14 protein-coding genes and 1 riboswitch are annotated in these 22,111 nt (G+C 32.4%); of the genes, 1 reads left to right on the forward strand and 13 read right to left on the reverse strand.

The features are described from left to right. Positions 1-12: 12 nt before the first annotated feature. The 7 genes from BUA82_RS06320 to BUA82_RS06350 all read right to left on the reverse strand — a co-directional run bounded on the left by BUA82_RS06320 (position 13) and on the right by BUA82_RS06350 (position 8,334). Positions 13-390 carry a hypothetical protein gene (locus BUA82_RS06320; RefSeq protein WP_073005745.1) on the reverse strand — a complete coding sequence of 126 codons (378 nt, stop codon included), beginning with the start codon at positions 388-390 and terminating at the stop codon, positions 13-15. Between the two features lie 189 nt (positions 391-579). Continuing rightward, positions 580-1,377, reverse strand: a complete 798-nt coding sequence (locus tag BUA82_RS06325) for an ABC transporter permease (RefSeq protein ID WP_073005747.1) — start codon at positions 1,375-1,377, stop codon at positions 580-582. Continuing rightward, positions 1,361-2,158: an ABC transporter permease gene (locus BUA82_RS06330; RefSeq protein ID WP_073005749.1), complete on the reverse strand. Its 798-nt coding sequence runs from the start codon at positions 2,156-2,158 to the stop codon at positions 1,361-1,363. Before BUA82_RS06330 ends, BUA82_RS06325 begins: the two co-directional genes overlap by 17 nt. Before the next feature lie 2 nt (positions 2,159-2,160). Continuing rightward, on the reverse strand, positions 2,161-3,147 hold the full coding sequence (locus BUA82_RS06335; protein WP_073005750.1) for an ABC transporter ATP-binding protein: 987 nt from the start codon (positions 3,145-3,147) through the stop codon (positions 2,161-2,163). A gap of 680 nt (positions 3,148-3,827) precedes the next feature. Continuing rightward, positions 3,828-4,988, reverse strand: coding sequence for an MFS transporter (locus BUA82_RS06340; RefSeq protein ID WP_073005752.1), 1,161 nt, complete (start codon positions 4,986-4,988; stop codon positions 3,828-3,830). 96 nt (positions 4,989-5,084) lie between these two features. Beyond that, complete coding sequence (locus BUA82_RS06345; RefSeq protein ID WP_073005753.1) at positions 5,085-6,809, reverse strand: phospho-sugar mutase; 1,725 nt, start codon at positions 6,807-6,809, stop codon at positions 5,085-5,087. A gap of 184 nt (positions 6,810-6,993) precedes the next feature. Further along, positions 6,994-8,334 (reverse strand): sodium-dependent transporter, encoded by a 1,341-nt coding sequence (locus BUA82_RS06350; RefSeq protein ID WP_073005754.1) that lies wholly within the window; start codon positions 8,332-8,334, stop codon positions 6,994-6,996. Between the two features lie 627 nt (positions 8,335-8,961). Between BUA82_RS06350 and BUA82_RS06355 the strand changes: the two genes are divergently transcribed. After that, complete coding sequence (locus tag BUA82_RS06355) at positions 8,962-9,453, forward strand: CarD family transcriptional regulator (RefSeq protein ID WP_242948938.1); 492 nt, start codon at positions 8,962-8,964, stop codon at positions 9,451-9,453. A 37-nt stretch (positions 9,454-9,490) separates the two neighbouring features. Here BUA82_RS06355 and BUA82_RS06360 read toward each other — a convergent pair whose 3' ends face one another. The 6 genes from BUA82_RS06360 to BUA82_RS06385 form a co-directional block, all read right to left on the reverse strand. Beyond that, complete coding sequence (locus tag BUA82_RS06360) at positions 9,491-9,691, reverse strand: cold-shock protein (RefSeq protein WP_073005757.1); 201 nt, start codon at positions 9,689-9,691, stop codon at positions 9,491-9,493. Between the two features lie 337 nt (positions 9,692-10,028). Further along, positions 10,029-14,846 (reverse strand): Ig-like domain-containing protein, encoded by a 4,818-nt coding sequence (locus BUA82_RS06365; protein ID WP_073005759.1) that lies wholly within the window; start codon positions 14,844-14,846, stop codon positions 10,029-10,031. 192 nt (positions 14,847-15,038) lie between these two features. Then, positions 15,039-15,254, reverse strand: a riboswitch (cobalamin riboswitch). Between the two features lie 159 nt (positions 15,255-15,413). Next, the gene (locus BUA82_RS06370) at positions 15,414-16,166 is read right to left on the reverse strand and encodes an exodeoxyribonuclease III (protein WP_073005762.1); all 753 of its coding nucleotides are present in this window, start codon (positions 16,164-16,166) and stop codon (positions 15,414-15,416) included. 5 nt (positions 16,167-16,171) lie between these two features. Further along, positions 16,172-16,819 carry a non-canonical purine NTP pyrophosphatase gene (locus tag BUA82_RS06375; protein ID WP_073005764.1) on the reverse strand — a complete coding sequence of 216 codons (648 nt, stop codon included), beginning with the start codon at positions 16,817-16,819 and terminating at the stop codon, positions 16,172-16,174. A 298-nt stretch (positions 16,820-17,117) separates the two neighbouring features. Continuing rightward, complete coding sequence (gene carB / locus BUA82_RS06380; protein ID WP_073005766.1) at positions 17,118-20,330, reverse strand: carbamoyl-phosphate synthase large subunit; 3,213 nt, start codon at positions 20,328-20,330, stop codon at positions 17,118-17,120. Positions 20,331-20,473: 143 nt separating this feature from the next. Beyond that, the gene (locus BUA82_RS06385) at positions 20,474-21,517 is read right to left on the reverse strand and encodes a carbamoyl phosphate synthase small subunit (RefSeq protein ID WP_073005769.1); all 1,044 of its coding nucleotides are present in this window, start codon (positions 21,515-21,517) and stop codon (positions 20,474-20,476) included. Between the last annotated feature and the right edge of the window lie 594 nt (positions 21,518-22,111).

Consider the following 22,111-nt stretch of genomic DNA (forward strand, 5'->3'; position numbering starts at 1 on the left):
TGTTTTTTTGAATTATTTAACTTCTGTCATTTTAGGTGAATTTGCTAAATTTATTATAAACTTCTTACTTCCTATATTAGAATCTCCAGTAAGAGTTAAAGTAGCTTTGTTATCTTCCCATGTAATATGATAATTTTCATCAGTTAAGTATGCTCCATCATAAAAAATATTCGTATCAGTTAAGTGTTTTTTTATTAGTGAACCTTTTTCTTTATAATAAATAGATATCTTAAAGGTTCCTTTTAAAAAAGGAGGATTATATTTAATTATTAGTTGATAGGTAGAATCTGGAGAATTTAATTTAGCTAATGTCTTATCGCTATTACATATTGTTGCAATTATTACAAGTACTAACAAAATCATAGAAATGATTATAATACGTTTCTTCATTAATATACCCTCATCCTTTACTTATTAATTGGGATGACAATATATAAATTTTACTATATATTCAAATATTTTTATACTACTTTTAAAATTAGTATATATTAACTTTATTAATATATAAAAACTCATATTTCTCAATGTATCCTAAACTTTGGAACTTTTCTATATAATAGCAATGGTACATATCCATTATTAAAGCTTATTTAGTATAAGATTTCCTGACTCATATTTTTTAAGACCCTTGTAAAACATCATATAAGCTATACACATCCATATTAATGCTGCTGCTAATACGGCGAAAATCCTTGAAATATTAAAGTCATTAAAAACCTTAGCTGGTATATATACCATGAAACCAGCGGGAATTATGGTATACAGTATATACTTAATCCCTCCTTTAAATATGCCTTCAGGATAAATACTGAAGCTTATTAGAAACTCCGTAACTAGCTGAGCCAAGCCTTCTGTATTTCCTGTATAAAAGCTTAAGGAATGTATGGTTATGAGCACTGAAGAAAACATAATAGCACCAGTAATACAAAATAATAAAAATAATAAGAAGATTTTAATATTAATGCCCTTTATAAAGAAAAATAATATTATTCCATATAAAGTATCTCCCCAAGCGGATACTATGGTTTTGGAGCAAATAATGTTAATAAGAGGATCTTTAGGCTGAAGTAAATAAGTATCCAGCTCTCCATTTAAAATCATCCTAGTAATTTGATTTATATTACCAAAAACCACAAAGCACATACCAAAGCTGGTAGAAGATAATGCCCATAGCATCATAACATCTTTAAATCCATATCCTCCAATGGTATTTACATTATTAAATAATATCCACCAAAAGAATATAAAGGCTGAATTATTTATGATCATTCCTATGCTTTGTATAAGAAAGCTAACTCTATATTCCATAGCGGAAGATATATTAAATTTAAAATAATAAGACATGAGCTTTAAGCTCTTTTTAACCTCCATTAACATTTAAATTCTTAGCCCCCTTTCTATATAAAATCATAGCTAATGAGAAAAATATAGTTAAATATACTATTTGGATAATAAACTGCTGATAAAAATTAGAAAAGGAAAAATCCACCGCTAACTTTGCTGGAACATAGGTGACATAAGCAAAGGGAAGGTACCCACTCAGTGACTTTAACCAATTTGGAAAGAGATCTATAGGCATAAGCATTCCCCCTAAAGTAAAAATAAGCTTAGAATATATCCAGAAAAAAGCGTTGTTTTCTTCAAACCAAAAGGAACTTAGAGATAATATTATATAAATGAAAAAGTTAATAAAGCACCCTGCTAATAAGGATAAAAATATAAAAGGCAAGTGGGCAAAATTAAAGTTTTCCAGCTTTCCCACATACATTAATCCTATGGATATACCTATAATTCCATTGGTAAAAAGCTTTATGCCTATCTCTCCTACATAATATGAAAAGCAATATAAAACATAGTTATAGGGCTTGTTTAACAAATAAGCTATATTCCCTGTCTTTACATCCTCATTAACCTGAATATGAATATCTGTCCTAGAAAGAGTCACTAGTTCAGTAACTATCAGATACCAAATCATCTGGTTTAAAGTTAATCCTCCTACTATGCTGCCCTTTTGAGAATAGATATTTTTCCATAGCATTAAATATATAAATAATATAAATACCAAAAATATATTTTTACTTAGAAAATTCCAAAAGTACACTAGGCTATTAGCCATGGTGATTTTAGATATTTCACCATACTTACGAAGAGTTTGCATATTTATCTCACCCCCTTATTTTGAAGATAAATATGAGATATTATCTCCTCCATTGGTGGTTCTGATATGGTTATATCATTTACCCTTCCACATTTTATAAGAGTAGTCAGCACTTCCTCTATATCCTCACGGGATGTATCCACTTGGACTTTTACAGCATTACCTTTGTTCTTGATAATATTAGCTGAGATTCCTTCTAGATTAACCTCTTCCTGATATTTAATGTGAATAACCTTTTTGTTTAAATAATCATATTTCAGACTTTTTATCTTTTCATTGAGCACTACTTCACCATGATTAATTATTATGGCCCTTTTACATAGCTGCTCAATATCTCCAGCATCGTGAGAAGTTAAGAATATAGTGGTTTTTTCTTCTTTATTGAGTTTAAGTATAAGGTCTCTAATCTTTTGCTTAACCACCACGTCTAACCCTATAGTAGGTTCATCTAAAAATATTATTTCTGGCTCATGGAGTATGGACGCAGCTATTTCACAGCGAATTCTTTGACCTAAAGACAATTTTCTAACGGGTATATCCATTAAATCTTCTATCTCAAAAACTTCCTTTAGAAAGTCTATTCTCCTTTTGAGCTTTGGCTTATCTATTTCATAAATGCTTCCCAGTAAATTAAAGCTGTCTAAAGGAGGTAAGTGAAACCATAGTTGAGACTTTTGACCAAACACTGTCCCAATTTTATAGGATAAATCCTTCCTTTCTGTTGAAGGATTCATGCCTAAGACCTCAATACCTCCTGAAGATGGATACAATATCCCTGTTAGCATTTTTATGGTAGTAGATTTTCCTGCTCCATTAGGGCCAATAAAAGCTAATATTTCTCCCTTTTCTACCTCAAAGGAAATATTATTTACTGCTTGAATTTCCTTATAATTAGGCAAAAAAATTGACTTTAAACTTCCTTTAAATCCCTCTTCTTTGGTTTTTACCTTAAAGGTCTTACATAGATTATCAACTTTAATTATGCTCATTTCTTTCCCTCCTTTTAGTCCGAATTATTATTGAGCTTTACTGAAATTTTGTGTAAAAAAATAAAGCCATAAGAACAAATCTCATTGAGACTCGTCCTTTAGGCTTTTTTCCTAAAAGTGTAGATTAAAATCCTGTATCGCTTGGACCAAACATCTATTAAATAATAGATCGGAACCCTAGATACACTCTCCTATTGGATATATGATAGCATAAATGTAACTTTATGTAAATGCACTTATTCTTATAATATTACGATTTCTCATTATGTGAATTAGTAAAAACATTTCCAAACAAATTCATAACCAATATAATTAATTATTGAAAACTTTTTAAATTTTTACTAAAAATATTTTATAGTAGAAGGATTTTATATTGTTTCATAGAATTCTATTTATATACATTTATAGGATGTTTTAGTATATCCAATATTTAAAAATCTTATCTTTAGGAAATAATTTTCACTAAGTTATTCTACGTATTCTTTTAAAAGGGTGATTTCATGATATATTTTATAGTTCTATTGTGGTTATATTTATTATTCGGTTACTTTTAGATATAAAGAAGAAAAATATCCATAACAAAAAAATGTACATAATAATTAATACTATATTTGCTATTATTTTTATCATTTTTATGTTTCAAAAACATCCTATCAATTAATAGCATAATTCTCGCCATTTTATACAGTTCTTTTGTTTAGCCATTCGCTAATGAAAACCATAGTTAAGAGAAGAACTAACAAGCTAGGTGCTAAAGCTTCTAAAGAGGTTTTAGAAAATATTAACCCTAGACTGGCGGATAATGCTGAGCCTCCAATGCAGGCTGCTCCCACCTGATATCCTATCAAGGTCTTAGTGGTATCTTCATCAAATCTTCTAGGAGTTTCATGCATCATGCAGGGATATATGGGAGCAAACCCAAAGCCTATGAGCATAAGTGCTGACATGGTAACAGCAGAGCCTAGAGGAATATATAATAGTATAGCTCCTAAAACGGCTATCATAATCCCTAATCTAATGACCTTTCTATTTCCCAGCTTGTTTACTATTATTCCCGTAACAAATCTACCAAGCATTAAAGCTCCATAGTAATAGGAAATCCAGAGTCCTGAAATTTCTTTAGGGATATTTCTTGATTCCACTAACATACTATTAGCCCATAATCCCACGGAATACTCCGTTCCTGCGTAAAAGAAAAACATTAAAATCCCAAGCCATGGAGAAATTGATTTTAAAATAGAGGTTTTACCTCTTTCTAATGTTTTATGAGATTCCACAAGCTTTGGAGCTTCTTCACTCTTCCATAGCTTTAAGCTCATTAAAAATATTGCAGCTAGGATAAGCTGCATAGTTGCTATAGTAACATAACCACTTCTCCATTCCTTATTAGCTGCTAAGGTTTTTGTCATAATAAAGGGTCCTAAAGAAGCTCCTATGCCCCAACAGCAGTGAAGCCAGCTCATATGCCTAGAGGAATAGTTTTTGGCTACATAATTATTAAGCCCTGAATCTACAGCGCCTTGGCCAAGCCCTAAAGGAAGGGTCATAACCATAAGCCAAGCAAAGGAAGGTGCTTTAGAATATCCTAATAAGGCAAGTCCTGTCATCAGGCAGCTTATAAAAGTAACCCTTCCAGTACCAAACCTTTTAAGAATTCTTCCGCTGGAAAAGCTTGAAATAGCTGAAAAGCTCATAACAAATATAGAAATCATACCTGCAGTAGCTAAAGGCATAGAAAAGTCCACACGCATATCAGGCCACGCCACACCAAATACCCCATCTGGTAATCCCAGACTTATAAAAGCTAAATATATAACTATAAGTAAAATTGTATATTTCATAAATAAATTCCTGCCTTATTTTCTCGTAAAAAAGAGAATAGACAAGGCTATTCTCTTTTTTTTATTTGTCACTTGTCACGTGACTGACACCTGACTTTATTCTACGGATTTAAGTTTAGCTAGCACTACGCTTTCCATGGAAGCTATTTTTTCTTCTGCTTCTTTGGCAGTTTCTGCCTTGGAATATAGGTAAAGCTTTATTTTAGGCTCTGTACCTGATGGTCTTACTGCATACCAGGAGCCATCTTCTAAGGTGAATTCTAATACGTTGGAGGATGGAATTTCACTTTGTGAAGTTTCTCCAGTGATAACATTAGTATCTTTACCAATCTTATAATCAACATATTGTACAAGCTTTAGGCCATTGATATTCATTGGGTATTCATTTCTGTATACTTCCATCATCCTGCTTATTCTTCTGCTGCCTTCTATGCCTTCTAAAACTAAGGATATTTGCTTTTCTCTGTAATAACCAAATTCCTTATAAGTTTCTTCTAGTACATCTATTAGAGTTTTTCCTTGTTTTTTATAATAAGCTGCTGCTTCGCAAAGCATCATGGAAGATATAACTCCATCTTTATCCTTTACAAAGTCACCAGTTACATATCCTATACTTTCTTCATATCCGAATACAAATTTATTATCGCCACTCTTTTCCAAAGCATTAGCTACTCCGCAGATATTTTTAAAACCTGTTAAAGCTTCATAGGTCTTAACTCCATATTTTTCTGCTATAGCTTTACCTAAATCTCCTGTAACTATGGACTTAACTATAAATGAGTTTGCAGGAAGTTTTCCTGTATCTTTTCTTCCTTCCACTACATATTTAACTAACATTGCTCCAGTTTGGTTACCATTAAAGGAAACATACTTTCCATCTCTATCCCTAACCATTATAGCTAGTCTGTCGCAGTCTGGGTCTGTAGCAAGAAGAAGCTCTGCTCCTATTTTTTGTCCTAGCTTTTCTGCATATTCAAAAGCTCTTGGATCTTCTGGGTTTGGGAAAGGAGCTGTGGTAAAGTTAGGATCTGGATTTTCCTGCTCAGGGACTACTGTAATGTTAGTAAAGCCTCTTTCTTTAAGCACTCTTCTAACTAATACATTTCCTGTTCCATTTAAAGGTGTATAAACTACCTTTATATCCTTATCTATATCATCTCTTAAGGCTAAAGGTTTTACCTTTGATACATAGATATCATCTATTTCGTTGCCTAGTATAGTTAACAAGCCTTTATCTAGCGCTTCTTTTTCATCCATAACCTTAATGTCCTCAAAGTTTTGGATGTTAAGGATTTTTTCTGTAATGGCATCGGCATATTCTTGTCCTATTTGAGCTGCGTCTTCCCAATATACCTTGTATCCATTATATTCCTTAGGGTTATGGCTAGCAGTTACCACTATTCCTGAAGCAGTTTTTAAATGCCCCACTGTAAAGGATAATACTGGTGTTGGCCTTAAGCTCTCAAATAGGTAGACCTTTATTTTATTAGCTGCTAATACTAATGCTGCTCTTTTAGCAAATTCCTTGGAAAAATGCCTGCAGTCATAAGCAATAGCTACACCTTTATCCATATAAGTTTGTCCTTGCTCCACTATAAAATCTGCAAGTCCTTGAGTTGCTCTGGATATTATATACATATTCATTCTGTTAGTACCTGCACCAATTTTCCCTCTAAGTCCAGCAGTACCAAACTCTAGATCCTTATAGAATCTATCTTCTATTTCCTTTTCATCACTTTTAATCGCTTCTAGCTCCGCTCTGGTTTTCTCATCAAAAAACTCATTATTTAACCAGTTTTTGTACATTTCTCTGTAATCCACTTAATCTACATCCTTTCCTTTAAAATATAAATTTTATTACAGCTATGGATAAGACAAGATCCCTGTTTAAGAATCTTAGATATCTATATATTACCACTATTAAGCATATTAATTCTATATAAACATTTCCATAATCACCTTTGTATAAGTTAGAATTTTGTTAATTTATATTGATATATAGAATTTATCCAATGCCTCCATAAATTACACCTAGAATTATAACTATAAAGGTAGTGGCTGTAAATCCATATTTTATAAGAGGTATGATATGTTCTCCCAAAGGCTTCTCAGCACCCTTATTAATTTCATTTAATGCTTCCTTGGAACCAATTACAAAGAAAAATGTTATAGCCACTATTAAGGTTCCCATAGGAGTTATGTAAATGGTAATAAAATCGGAAAACTTACTAAATAAATTCATATTTAAATCCATGGGTAATCCCAATAGGAAACATATTATAGCTATAATTATGGAAGCCTTTTTTCTACTTATATTCATTTCGCTCATGGCTGCTTCTACAGGACCCTCCAGCATTACTATACAAGAAGATAAGGATGCAAATATGATGCTTAAAAAGAATAATGTGCTTATAAGACCTCCTAAAGGCATAGCCTTAAATATAGTGGGCACCGTAACGAATAGCAGCGCTGGGCCAGCTCCCGGATCTAGACCATAAGCAAATACTGCTGGAATTATTACAAAAGCTGCTAGTATAGCTGCTAAGGTATCAAATAATGCAGTTTGTATAGCCGCAGAAGGAAGATCTACCTTATTATCAGTATAGCTTCCGTAAACCACTAAAGCACAACCAGTTAATGATACGGTGAAGAATGCTTGTCCAAGAGCCATTATCCAGGTTCTTGCTACTAAAAGGTTCTCCCATCTAGGATATAAAAGATAAGCAACCCCTTTATAGGCTCCAGGGAGAGTAAGGGATTTTATAGCTAATACTATAAATATTATAAATAAGCATGGCATCATTATCTTATTGATCTTCTCTATTCCTCTAGACACTCCAGCTATTACAATAATTAATGTGAGCAGCACCGCAAGTCCATTCCATAAAATAGTTTCTTTGCTTCCTACAAAGCTATTAAAGTACTCTGAAGGATTTATGGTATAGATTTCTCCTGTTAAGCTTATAAAAAAATATTTCAAAACCCAGCCTACCACTACGGAATAAAATATAAGTATACCTGCAAGACCTAAAGTTGGTATAAGGCTTATTACCTTCCCTCCCTTTAAATTCTTATCTTTGAATGCTTTTCTGATTCCACTCATAGAACCTTTAGCCATAAACCTTCCAAAAGCCATTTCTGTGACAATTCCTGCTGAACCTAACACAAACACAAACAAGAAATAAGGTATTAAAAATGCGGCGCCACCATTTTGTCCCAGTCTATATGGAAACATCCATACGTTACCTAATCCCACTGCTGCTCCTACACAGGCCATCACAAACCCTAACTTTCCTGAAAACTTTTCTCTACCTTTTAATTTCTTTTCTTCAATGTACTTACTCATGTGTTTATCCTCCTTAGCAAAATTAAAAGGCCACATAGCATTACCTGTGACCTTAATATTGCTTAGAAAAATAAATTAAAGCCACATAGAATAATCTACATGGCTCTTTATTACACAACAAATTTACTTTAGCCATCATAGATACAAATTTTGAAGTTCCCCTTCATGGTTTGTACCTATGAAAATTTATTAAATCATAAATACAAACCTATCTAAAAAAGCTAAAGAATGAATTATTTAATTTTTTAGCTATACTATTGGATAGATTGTGCATGTTTTATCTCCTTATGAAAGAATTCATTATTATCTTATACATTACATTTAATTTTGTAGCAAATTATTACTAATTCTAGCTAACCATATCTGTATAAAATAAACGTTTCTTATATATTATCACCAAATATTAAACCCTGTCAATAATTCAGTAAAAATAATCAAATAATTTTAATAATTTTTTATATTATTATATTAATATTTAAACATTTCATTATATTCATTAAATTAAAGCAAATATATAATCAACAAAAAATCCATTGACAACCATATATGATTTATGATAACATATAAATTTTGCAAAAAATTAATTAATGTGATATACTATATAAAGATACTATTAAATCCATGGAGGTGGATAGTTTGTTTCAGATTGGAGATAAGGTTGTATATCCTATGCACGGGGCAGGAGTAATTGAGTCCATTGAAGAAAAAGAATTTTTAGGTGAGATGCAAAGATATTACATAATAAAAATAACTAGCAATAATTTAAAAATAATGATTCCTACAAACAAGATATCTACATCAGACTTAAGATTAATTAATGATGAGTCTACGCTAAAAAATGTACTACTAACTCTTAATGACGGGGAGACAAATAAAGACGAAATGGCTCCTGCAAAAGAGCGAAATTTAATTTTTACAGAAAAAATTAAATCTGGTTCTTTAAGAAAAAATGCAGAAGTAGTTAGAGATTTAATGTTTATAAACGATATTAAGCCTCTTAACACTACAGAAAAACAACTTCTAGATAAAGCAAAAAAGCTACTGGTTAGCGAAATAGCTTTAATAAAAGATATTACTAACATTCAAGCTGATGACTTATTAATGAAAATAATAAATTAAAAAAAGCTGTTGATTTTAAATCAACAGCTTTTTGGTCTTATAATATAACTACGTTAGCAGCTTGCTCTCCTCTTTGACCTTCAACTATGTCAAAGCTTACTTTTTGACCTTCTTGAAGTGACTTGAAGCCTTCTCCAGCTATAGCTGAAAAGTGAACGAAAACGTCTTTTCCGCCTTCAACTTCGATAAAACCGAAACCTTTCTCTGCATTAAACCATTTAACTGTACCTTGATTCATAAAAAATACCTCCAAAAAAATTACTTTAACATGCTTATTAATATCCTTATTCAAGAAAATTCACACATTATTCAGAATTATATGTGTTGAATAATATAATCCTGAATAATGTGTGAACTATAAATATCAATACATATTAACTTCAATTATAATAACATAATAAGCAGAATAATGCAATACGTTATTTGGTGGATAAGCAGACATTCCAAATCTACTATTTGGCATGGTCGCTTACTTCTTCGTAAGCCCTAAAGCGTCATTCTCTTACATTTAAAAACTTTAGGGCTGGAGAAGAAGTTTCATATGAAGTGCCAGTCACGTGACTGGCACCCTCTTTCTAACTTATTTTATTTTTCTTTCTCATCATTAATACACCTAAGGCAATAATGGATATAGACATAATTATCAAAAAATTACCATCTAAATTGCTTCCTGTTTTAGGCAAATTTTCTCCAGCAGTAGAATTATTGGAATTATCTTTATTGCTTGAGGTACTGTTTTTATCCTTAGGTACATTTGTCTCTGAGTTGTTATTTCCAAGTTCCTTTTCATTATCATCAGGATTTGTATCTTCATCTTTTATAATAGGAGCTTCCTTTTCAGACTCATCATTACTTTGAGATTTTATTTCTTGATACATAGACTTATTTTTATATGCGTCTGCCAAAGCCGAGAAGGCTTGCTCTGTAGCCATTTCAATATCTTCTCCCCAGCTTGACTTATATATAAAATGATTTCCTTCTTTATATTTTAGTAAAGCATCTATGGTGTTAATGCCATTTTTACTCCACTTTTCACCGTAAATATCTTCGCCATTTGCTACAAGGGCTTGTATTACTGCTGAAATAGTGTATGGATTTTCACTGCCATAAGAGCTAAAACCGCCATTTTCTAATTGCGATTTCTTTATAAAATCCAGAGAGGAACTTATAACTTCCTTTACTCCCTTTATTTCTTTATGGGGGGCTAATGCTGTAATTACCATAGATGTGGAGTCCACATCTCCATAATAGCCATTCTTAGCCATGTTTACTAAAGCACTTACGGCTTTTTCTTTATCATAGTTACCATTAGACATGTCTAAAGCCATTAAGGCATAAGCTTGAAGCGTTGGCCATATTTCATCTCCATCTTCTATGGAAAACCTTCCATCTTCTCTTTGAGCTTTTTCTAAAGGTTTCACATAATTTACACCCTTATAGTTCTTTGGATTCTCTCCTGCAGCTACTAAGGATATAACATTGTGAACAGCTGTGCTAAGATTTCTTATCTCTTTAATTTCCACATATTTTTTCAATATATTAGTATCCATATTAATGTCTTGAGATAAATGTCTTAAAGCCATAATATTTCTAAAAGTATACTTATCTTTTCCTGAATAATGCTGTGAAACTTCTTTTATTACCTGTAAAAGTTTATCTGCTTTTTCTGCTTCACCATCTATGGAGGATAAGAAATAATCACTGTTATGCACTAAATAAAACTCCACAAGACCATCACCATTAACTACTAGAGGTCCTGCTATCTTTTCAGCTCTTTGTTTTTCTTCATTATAGTAGTACAAGAATAACTTTTTAGAATCAACTTTATCCTTTATATTTAATTTTATCTTTGCTTTTCCTGGAAGCCTTCCATTTTCCGCAAAGGACAGTACATAAGCATCCTTAAAGTTTTCTTTTATGGATTTATCATTTTTACTGCTATAACTTACTGTAACATCAATATCTTTAATATCTTCTGAGCTTATATCTTGTCCATTGAAAGTCCAAGTTAACTCTCCTGAAGTAAATTGTATTTCTTTATTTTTATTCTGTAAATTTTTAAACACTTCTTTAGATATTACTTTATTTTCTTTTAAATCCACCTTTATATCTCTAATAAATGGATCTTTCAAAATCTCTATTAATTGCTCTTCTTTATATTCTATCTCAGCCACTTCTTCTGCTACAGGAAGTGATAAGGTATATGCATTAGGTACTACCTCTATGTGTGAAGCAGTTCTTTTTCCTAAAGTCATATTATAGATTCCTTCAGGTGCCATAAAGTATGCTTTACCCTTATCATCAGTAATTACTTTACCCACATTTTCTACATTTATTTCTACATTTTTTAGTGGTAATTTTGAGTCTTTTGACATAACGCTTATTTCATGACGATTTTCTACAGACCTTACTTTTATTTCAGGAATATTGGTATAAAGTCTAAACTCACCATCATATTCGTAATGGGTCATATAAAACACTAACTCGTCATAATTAAATTTACCCTGAGAGTCTTTTATTTTTTCAAATAAATCTACGGAAACCATTGGCTGGTCTATTTCCATACCTTTTTTAACATAATAACTCCATCCAAAATTACCAGATGCTTTTTCTCCCATTAATGCATTTATAAAATAGCTCTCACCTGGAGTTCCTGAACCAGCTATATTTTCTGCCCCTATGGCTTTAACCAATACATCAAAGGCATTAGTATCCGCTTTACTAGATTTAACCTCTTTATTAAATAATGTGCCTTTATTTCCTTCAATCCTTACCTTAATATTCTCATAAGGAGAACTGTCTACAATAAAGTTTATCTCTTTGGTAATTTTAATCCCTTCTGCTTCTGCCACAACTTTTAAATTGTATTTTCCAGCTTCCTGAACTTTCCCTCCATTAAATTCCTTTTCATTGAGGAAGGCCTTCCATTCACCTTTATCTACTGATATTTCAATGTTTACAGATCCATCATAGATTTTATTATCCTGCACACCTGTAATAGTGATTTCAGGATTTACAATAGGCTTGCCGCCAAGATTGTTTTTAATGCCAAATATAGATTCTCCCTTTAGTAAATCTGCTAAAGCAGCCATACCATAGTAGGTAGAGGTTAAATCCATATTTCCATTAGGACTGGCAGCAAAGCCTGCTACGGTTTTTCCTAATCTAGGGTTAGCCTTGTATGATAATAAAGTCTGAAGCATATTTTTTTCTTTTGTCCATTCTGGTGAAAGAGGATTTATATTATTTGCAGCTAGAGCCTGTATTACCATAGAGATAGCTCTTGCAGGTTTAAGCCCTCCAAAGCTTCCATCTTTTTGCTGCATTGATTTTATGTTAGATATTAGCGATGCTATGGTATCATTCACCCCTGGCATGTCACCATGACTGGATAAAGCTAGCACGGCAAAAGCTTGCACTTCTACTTTATCATAGGTAGAATCTTCATTACTTTGTTTTTTCATCATATCTTCAAGAGCCCTGGCAGCTAACTCTTTATCGTATTCTGCCTTTGCCAATTCTAAAGCTATGATAGAGTAAGATAAGCTCATGGCAGATTTAGGATCCAAATATTTTCCTACCACAAACTTTCCTTCAAATTCATCACCCTTAGGCCTTTGTGACATTTGCAGAAGATCTACAAAATTAATTACATTACCTCTTTTATCTTTATACTTATATGGATCTTTATTTGCTCCTATAAGAGCTATGATATTTTGAGAATAAATCAATGCTGAGGTTCCTGTTTTAACATATACCCTGTTTAGTGTACTTTCTGGCGCTCCCACTTTGTTTAAAGCAAGAGGAGCTAAAGCTTCCACCGTTTCACCAGCATATAATTCCTTAAGTTCTTCTATTCTAGTTTGAATTAACTTTTTATCTTCTTCATTTATATCTTCTAAAGTGCTTGTCTCTTTAACTAAAACTTCTTCAGCTGCTTTAATATTAGAATCTGATTTTAAGCTATATTCTACCGTAGTTTTTCCTGGTTTAATACCCTTTAATACATTGTCCTTGCTTATGGTTAAAATTGATGAATCTTTTACTTCGTAAATCACTTCAGGAACTGGATTTATTACATCCCCATCCTGATCTTTTACCACTATATTTGCCTTTACAGTTTCTCCTACAGTTATAGATTTTTTAGAAAGTTCTAAACTTATGCGAGATGGCTTTATAGCTGCTATTTCAAAAGATTTATTTGCTTTTATGGAACTATCCTTTTTAAGAGCTGCTGATACATTTACTTTTCCTGGCTTTAGGGCTTTTAATGTTCCAGCTGCATCTATAGAGGCTATACTGTCATCATCTACTGTCCAAATTACATCTTCTCCTGATATTACAGTTCCTTCTTTATCAAAAACCTTAGCTTCCAATTTTAATGATTTTCCCTGCTTAAGCTGTGGTGAAGATGCTTGCACACTAATAGAAGCAGGTATTCTGTTAGGATTGTATCTTATAGATTTGTATATGGAGCCTCCGCTTTTTACATCTAGCAGCGCACCTAATGCCAGTGAGTTGCTAGCCTCGGAAGAAGTATACGGATAGCTGCTATTATAAATAAACTTCCCATCTTTTCTAAAGCTTAAAAGCACTTCTAAAAGGTTTTTGCCCTCTTTACTCCATTCCTCAGAAAGAGGATTTATTCCTAAAGAGCTCAGTGCCTGTATTACCATAGCAGTAGCTTGTACATTACCTTCAGCATCAAAGTCATCATTAGCCAAAGAGTTTTTTGCGAAGCTTCCGTCTGAAAGCTGTTCTTTCTTCAAATATTCAATAATAGCTTTAATTAGGTTATCTGCACCAGAAACATTTTTATAGCCTGATAAAGCTATAAGGGATAAAGCAGTGACATTAACATTCTCATCAAAGCTCTTTCCATTATTATTTGCTTTGCTTAGAGACATTAAAGCTTTAACTGCTGCTTCTTTATTATACTGTGCCCCTGCCATGTCTAAAGCTATTATTGCCTTTGCTGTATTCTCTGCTGATATATCTTCAAACTCTGAGTTTACAACGAAATATCCGCTTTTTTGCTGAGATTTTACAAGTTCCCCTACATAGTTAACCCCTTTATAATTATAAGGGTTTCCTCCTGCAGAAATTATATTTATAACATTGCTGGAATAGGTGTTTAAACTATTATACTTATTCAATATATTTAGTTTGCTTAAATCTATATTTTCATTGCTCTTATTTAAAGCCATGGTTTCCGTAAAACTATATCTATTTAGATTCTTTACATATAATGCAGTACTTTCTATCTCTGAGCCTATATTCACCTTAATATTTTCTGCATTAGCTATTAATGGCATACTAAATAGTGTGTTAAGCAAAAACACTAATGCGGCCATTAAACCCATGAACTTTATTTTTAATTTATTAGATTTCATATTACTCCCCCATAATCATTTATAGTTGAAGAATTTAACTATATTCACCTCCTAAACATTAATTTAAGGGCCTAAAAAAGCAGGTCTTAGACATGCTAAGACCTGCTATAAAAATTGTACGCGATACAAATATTTAACAGTTTACAGGAATGGATTATGTATCAACGTGTGAAACCCTTATTCGGAAGGCCCTAACACAAAACTCATTAGGCAGATATCCTGACTTATGGTTCATAGCTTCTTTCCAGCCTTCCCAGAAATATTAGTCTTAATTCTAAAACTAACAATTATTCCAGTGGCTTTTGAAACGGAAATAACTCCCCAAATACAGTGGCCGTACCGCCCAGGATTCTAACCTGGTTCCCTTTTAACTAATAAATTGAAATGTCCTTTCATTCTTTGAAAATAGCTTTTTGATACCATGAAATAAGCAAAACATTTAAATGATATCTTTATGCATATTTAAATATCTTCAATTTATCAGACCTAATCAGTTATATATTCAATTTTCACTATTATTGTAATACATTGTCAATATATTTACAAGCGTAAGGTGCCAAGCACCTTTTACTTAATAATCAGTTCTACAGGGCAGTGGTCTGAGCCTAATACCTCAGAATGAATAGCAGCATCCACCAGCCTATCTTTAAGCTTTTCTGAAGCACAGAAATAGTCTATACGCCAACCAGCATTATTAGCTCTGGCATTAAATCTATATGTCCACCAAGAATATGCCCCTTCCTTGTCAGGATAGAAATAACGATAGGTATCTATAAAACCTGAATCTAAAAAGGTGGTAAACTTACCTCTTTCCTCATCCGTAAAGCCTGCATTTTTCCTATTGCTATTTGGATTTTTTAAGTCTATTTCCTTATGGGCTACATTTAAATCTCCACATAAGATAACAGGTTTAAGCTCATCTAAAGCTTTTAAAAAGTTTCTAAAATCATCTTCCCACTGCATTCTATAATCAAGCCTTGCTAATTTTTCTTTAGAGTTAGGGGTATAGACATTAACTAGATAAAAATCTTCAAACTCTAAGGTTATAACCCTTCCCTCTTGATCATGTTCCTCGATATTTATTCCATATTGAACACTTATAGGCTTTATTTTGGTAAATATAGCTGTACCTGAATATCCCTTTTTCACAGCATAGTTCCAATATTGATGATAACCCTCTAGTTCAAGCATTATCTGCCCTTCCTGAAGCTTGCTTTCCTGTATGCAAAACATATCGGCATCTACTTCTTTAAAAAAGTCCAAAAAGCCTTTTTGTACACAAGCTCTTATCCCATTAACATTCCATGATATTAACTTCATATAACCTACTCTCCTTTGTTATTAAATTTATAGTATTTATTTGATATTTCACTTATATTCTTTATAAAAAAACTTCTAAAACCATCAGAAATTTTATTTTCGTCAATGTTATTATTTAATTGTATATCCATGTAATATTTACCGGTTTTTATATCTAAAGATATAGAATCTAAAGGGAATCCCTTTCTTCTATTAGGATGAACTTTTGAAGTTATAATAAAACTCTCGCATATGCTATTATCATCGTATGCATAAGCATCCTTATCATTAAGTATAAGATAAATTGCATTCTTATATTGTGCTTTTACTTCTCCTCCAAATTCTGAAGCTATCTTTGTATAGTATTCTATCATTTCTTCATCATTTAATGTTTTACCATTAACCCGCCTAACATAAGTAGCTGGTTGTCTATTATCAGGAAGTCCTTCTATGTATAGCCCAGAATCACAAGAGAATACTGGTACTCGTAATGCTTTATAATATGCTGTCGCTTTGATTTTCGCATTTTCTAATGGGCTGCTGCCTTTTTCATCCACAGACTCAACATATGCATTTATATCTTTTAATCCCACAATATCTAAATTAAGTCCTTTAAGCATAGCTCTCATACTCTTAAGCTTTGCATCATTTCCTGTTCCATATAATAATTTCATAAACATACCACCAAGTTAATTATATATTACTAGCACTTCCTAAAAAGCAGCATACTTGCTACAACTTATATTATACTGATTATTTCTTCACATTTCCATTGATTATTATAAGAAAATCATTCTCCTTAAAGATTTAATAAGTTTTTACTCCATAGCTACCCCACGTAACTTTCTCATAAAATAATTAATATGTCACTTTTCAGGTTTCAGACACCTAAAAAGTGACATATTACAAATATAATCACAATCTTTCTGATGAAAACATCAGAAAGATTTCCTTCATTTTAAGTTGTTAATTCTAAATTATATTATATATATCTACATCCTTCAACTGTTCTATACTTCTATATCTTTTACTTACCTTTACTAAAGCTTTTAAGGTATCTAGAGTAGTTATAACTTCTATATTCTTTTCTATGGCTGCTCTTCTTATTATAAAGCCGTCTCTGTGAGAGTCATTGGCTTTAGTAGGGGTATTTACCACCAAATCCACTTCTAGATTATTTATTATATCTAAGATATTAGGAGAGTCTTCTTTAATTTTATTTATCTCTTTAGCATCTATTTCTTCAGATTTTAAATAGTTTGATGTACCTTTTGTGCATATAAAGGTATATCCAAGTTCTTGCAGTTCTTTTGCTATATGCACAAATTCTTCTTTCTCATGATCATTTATAGTGGCAAGTATCTTTGATTTTTTTCTTGTAAGTTTCATACCCGCAGCTAGAAAGCCTTTATAAAGAGCTTCATATATATTCTTTCCCACTCCTAGCACTTCTCCAGTGGACTTCATTTCTGGTCCTAAGGATACCTCTACCCTTGGAAGCTTTTGTGTGGAGAATACCGGAACCTTTACAGCCACTAGTTTTGGCTCTTTATAAATATCTATCCCATAACCAAGGACTTTAAGCTTTTCTCCCATCATAACCTTGGTAGCTAATTCTACTATGGGAACTCCACTAACCTTGCTTATATAAGGTACTGTTCTGCTCGCTCTTGGGTTCACTTCTATAACGTACAACCTATGGTTAAACTCTATAAACTGTATGTTTATCATCCCTTTTATACCTATACCTAAAGCCAGCTTTTTAGTGTATTCTAGAACTTTATCTTTTATTTCATTAGATACATTTTGAGTAGGATACATGGTTATGCTGTCACCAGAATGTACTCCTGCCCTTTCAAGATGTTCCATAATTCCAGGAATGAGTATATCTTCACCGTCACATATGGCATCTACTTCTATTTCTTTTCCCATAAGGTATTTATCAATGAGCACTGGATTTTTCTTATCCTTTTCAAAAGCATTCTCCAGATAATATTGAAGCTCTTCAGGAGTGTAGGTAATTTCCATGCCCTGACCACCTAGAACATAAGATGGTCTTACCAGTACAGGATACCCCAAAGTTTCAGCATTCTCTAAGCCTTCTTCCGTTCTCCATACTGCTATACCTTTAGGTCTTGCAATATTAAGTTTCTCTAAAAGTTCATCAAACTTCTCTCTGTTTTCTGCAATATCTATTTGTTCCGAAGTTGTTCCTAATATTTTTATATTTTTTTCTTGTAGAAAACTAGCAAGCTTTATAGAGGTCTGTCCACCAAATTGAAGTATTACTCCATAAGGTTTTTCTTTGTCAATAATGTTTAATACCTCTTCCTCTGTTAAAGGCTCAAAGTAAAGCTTGTCTGATATATCGAAGTCAGTACTTACCGTTTCAGGGTTATTATTTATTATTATAGTTTCTATATTCATTTTTTTCAGTGCTTTTACCGCGTGTACTGAAGCATAATCAAACTCTATGCCTTGCCCTATCCTTATAGGGCCGGAGCCTATTACTACTATCTTTTTTCTACTTGTTACTTTTACTTCATCTAAAGTATTATAAGTAGAGTAAAAATATGGAGTTAAAGCTTCAAACTCTCCAGCACAAGTATCTACCATATTGTAAACAGGATATATGTTCCATCTTTTCCTCAGTTCATATATTTTATCAGGACTTTCTTTAATTAAATCTCCTATGCCTTTATCAGAAAATCCCATACTCTTTAGTTCAAGGAGATAATCTCTAGACAAGCTTTCTAAGGTGTGAGTCTTCAGTTCTTCTTCCTTATCTACAATATTTTTTATTTTTCTTACAAAAAAGCTGTCCATACCTGTAATTTGAGATATCATTTCTATTCTATAATCTCTTCTAATCATTTCTGCTAAAGCAAATATTCTTTCATCATCCGGGGACATAACCTTTCTTTTAAGCTCTTCCAAGGTAAGTTTTTTCATGGACTTATGTTCCAAAGTATATTTGCTTATCTCTAGTGACCTTATCCCCTTCAAAAATGCCGCTTCAAAGTTACTTCCTATAGCCATAATCTCTCCTGTGGCCATCATTTTTGTACCTAAAAATCTATCTGCATTGGTGAACTTGTCAAAAGGCCATTTTGGTATCTTAACCACCACATAATCTAAAGCTGGCTCAAAACATGCATAGGTCTTTTGGGTAACTGCATTTTTAATTTCATCCAAAGTATAGCCCAGTGCTATTTTTGCCGCTACCTTTGCAATGGGATAACCTGTAGCCTTAGATGCTAGCGCAGAGGATCTACTCACTCTAGGGTTTATCTCTATAACTCCATATTCATAACTGTGAGGGTTTAATGCAAACTGTACATTACAACCTCCTTCAATACCTATGGCATTTATAATATCTATGGAAGCAGTTCTTAACATCTGATATTCTTTGTCACTCAAGGTCTGACTTGGTGCTACTACTATACTATCTCCAGTATGAATTCCAACAGGGTCTATATTCTCCATATTGCATACGGTGATGCAGTTACCATTACTATCTCTCATTACCTCATACTCTATCTCTTTCCATCCTTTAACGCTCTTCTCAATAAGGACTTGTCCTATAGCGCTAAGCTGAAGCCCTTGCTGTAATATATTTATCAGTTCTTCTTCGTTATTAGCTATTCCACCGCCAGTTCCGCCTAACGTATAAGCAGGTCTTATAATAACCGGATATCCTATCTTATCACTAAAGTTCTTTCCACTTTCTACATCGTGGATTATTTCACTTTCAATAGAAGGCTGTCCTATCTTTTTCATTTCCTCTCTAAAAAGTTCTCTATCTTCACCTTTCTTAATAGCTTCAATGGAGGTACCAATAACTCTTACATTGTACTTTTCTAATATCCTATTTTCGTATAGCTCCACAGAGAGGTTTAAAGCTGTTTGCCCCCCTACTCCTGGAAGCAGACTGTCTGGCCTTTCTTTTTGTATTACTCTTTCTACAAATTCACAAGTTAAAGGTTCTATATATATCTTATGAGCCACCTCTTTATCTGTCATTATGGTAGCAGGATTACTATTTATTAAAACTACTTCTACACCTTCTTCTTTAAGAGCTTCACAGGCCTGTGTTCCCGAATAATCAAACTCAGCAGCTTGTCCTATAATAATAGGACCTGATCCTATAACTAATACTTTTTTTATATTCTTATTTAATGGCATAGTATCCCTCCAAATATTCTTTTTAAGCAGACATTCCAAATCTTCGATTTGGAATGGTCGCTTACTTCTTCGTAGCATCCAAAGCGTCTTACTTTTACTTTCAAAGCTTTAGGTGCGAAGAAGAAGTTTCCTTATAATTTCTCCTAAACCCTTAAGAACTCATCAAAAATTCCTTCCGCATCTTTAGGTCCTGGACAGGCTTCTGGATGAAACTGAACGCTGTAAATAGGCAGTGTATTATGCCTCATGCCTTCTACAGTACCGTCATTTACGCTAACATGAGTAATTACCGCATCTTTAGGCAGCTCATTAACATAATATCCATGGTTTTGAGAAGTAATATACACTTTGTTTTTTTCAATACTTTTTACTGGATGGTTGCAACCTCTATGTCCAAATTTCAATTTTTCTGTTTTTCCTCCTAGGGCTAAAGCTAGAAGTTGATGTCCAAGACATATGCCTGCAATAGGTTTTTTGCCTATAAATTCTTTAATATTTTCTATAATACTCTTTAGTTTTTCAGGATCTCCAGGACCATTAGATAAAAATATCAAATCTGGATTAGCCTTTAACACAACTTCTGGTTCAATATTTGCTGGGAACACCGTAACTTTACAATTTCTATTTATAAAGGATTTAATTATATTATCCTTTACTCCAAAGTCTATTAAAGCCACATGCTTTCCAGAGCCTTGAATAGTATATATACTTTTTGTAGTAACTTTCATTACAGAAGCATCATTATTAAATTTTTTCAGCTTATCTTCTACATATTCTTTACTAAGTTCCTCTAAAGTTATAATTCCTTTCATGGTTCCACTATTTCTTAAAACCTTAGTAAGCGCTCTGGTATCCACTTTATGAAGCGCCATTATCTTGTTATTTTTTAAATAGTCTTGAAGGGTCATCTCATATCTAAAATTATTGGGATATTCACAAACGTCCCTTACAATGAACCCTTTTACCTGTGGCTTTTTTGACTGATTATCCTCTAGATTCAAACCATAATTACCTATAAGTGGATAAGTCATGGTTACTATTTGGCCATAATAGGACGGATCTGTTAACACCTCTTGATAACCTACCATACCTGTATTAAAAACCACTTCTCCTAAAGTTTCTTCAATATATCCAAAAGCTCTTCCTTCAAAAATCATTCCATTTTCTAATATCAATTTTGCCTTCATTTCATCAACCTCCTGTGCTAAATAGTTAAGTGACTGTTAAATAGTGTATACATCACAGAAAAATAAAAGGACAATTATGAGAACAATAAATTATTCTCACAATTATCCTTTACATCCTATCTTGAGGTTACTGAATATTTGACTTATATAAAAATCTCCATTATAAAAAATTATAGTCATAGCTATATCTCCTTTCTGGTCTCTCTGGACCAATTTAAAGTTAATTTTATGTTTTTCTTTTGTTAAAAATTTTAATTCAATTTTATACCGATGTCAAGAAAAAAGTGTTTCCAGCGGCGTGACTGGCACCTATATTTTTAAACAATGTGTTAAATATATCCAAAACATGCTGCTGCACTCTAGTGTCAATTGACCTTCCAATTAATTTCTAGTACGATATATTATATAATTAAAAATTATATTAAATATCTGCTTTTACGAAGTGATTATTTAAAATCGTGGAATAAAACTATTAGAATTCTATCAGCATAACTTTGAGCCATAAGATAAAAGTACCTTTACTTTGGCTTTTTTATTTACTTGATATGAAAACGTATTTAATATAACTTACATAACTTAAAATCATCATAAACA

The organism is Clostridium amylolyticum (assembly GCF_900142075.1).
Taxonomy (GTDB): domain Bacteria; phylum Bacillota; class Clostridia; order Clostridiales; family Clostridiaceae; genus Clostridium_AA; species Clostridium_AA amylolyticum.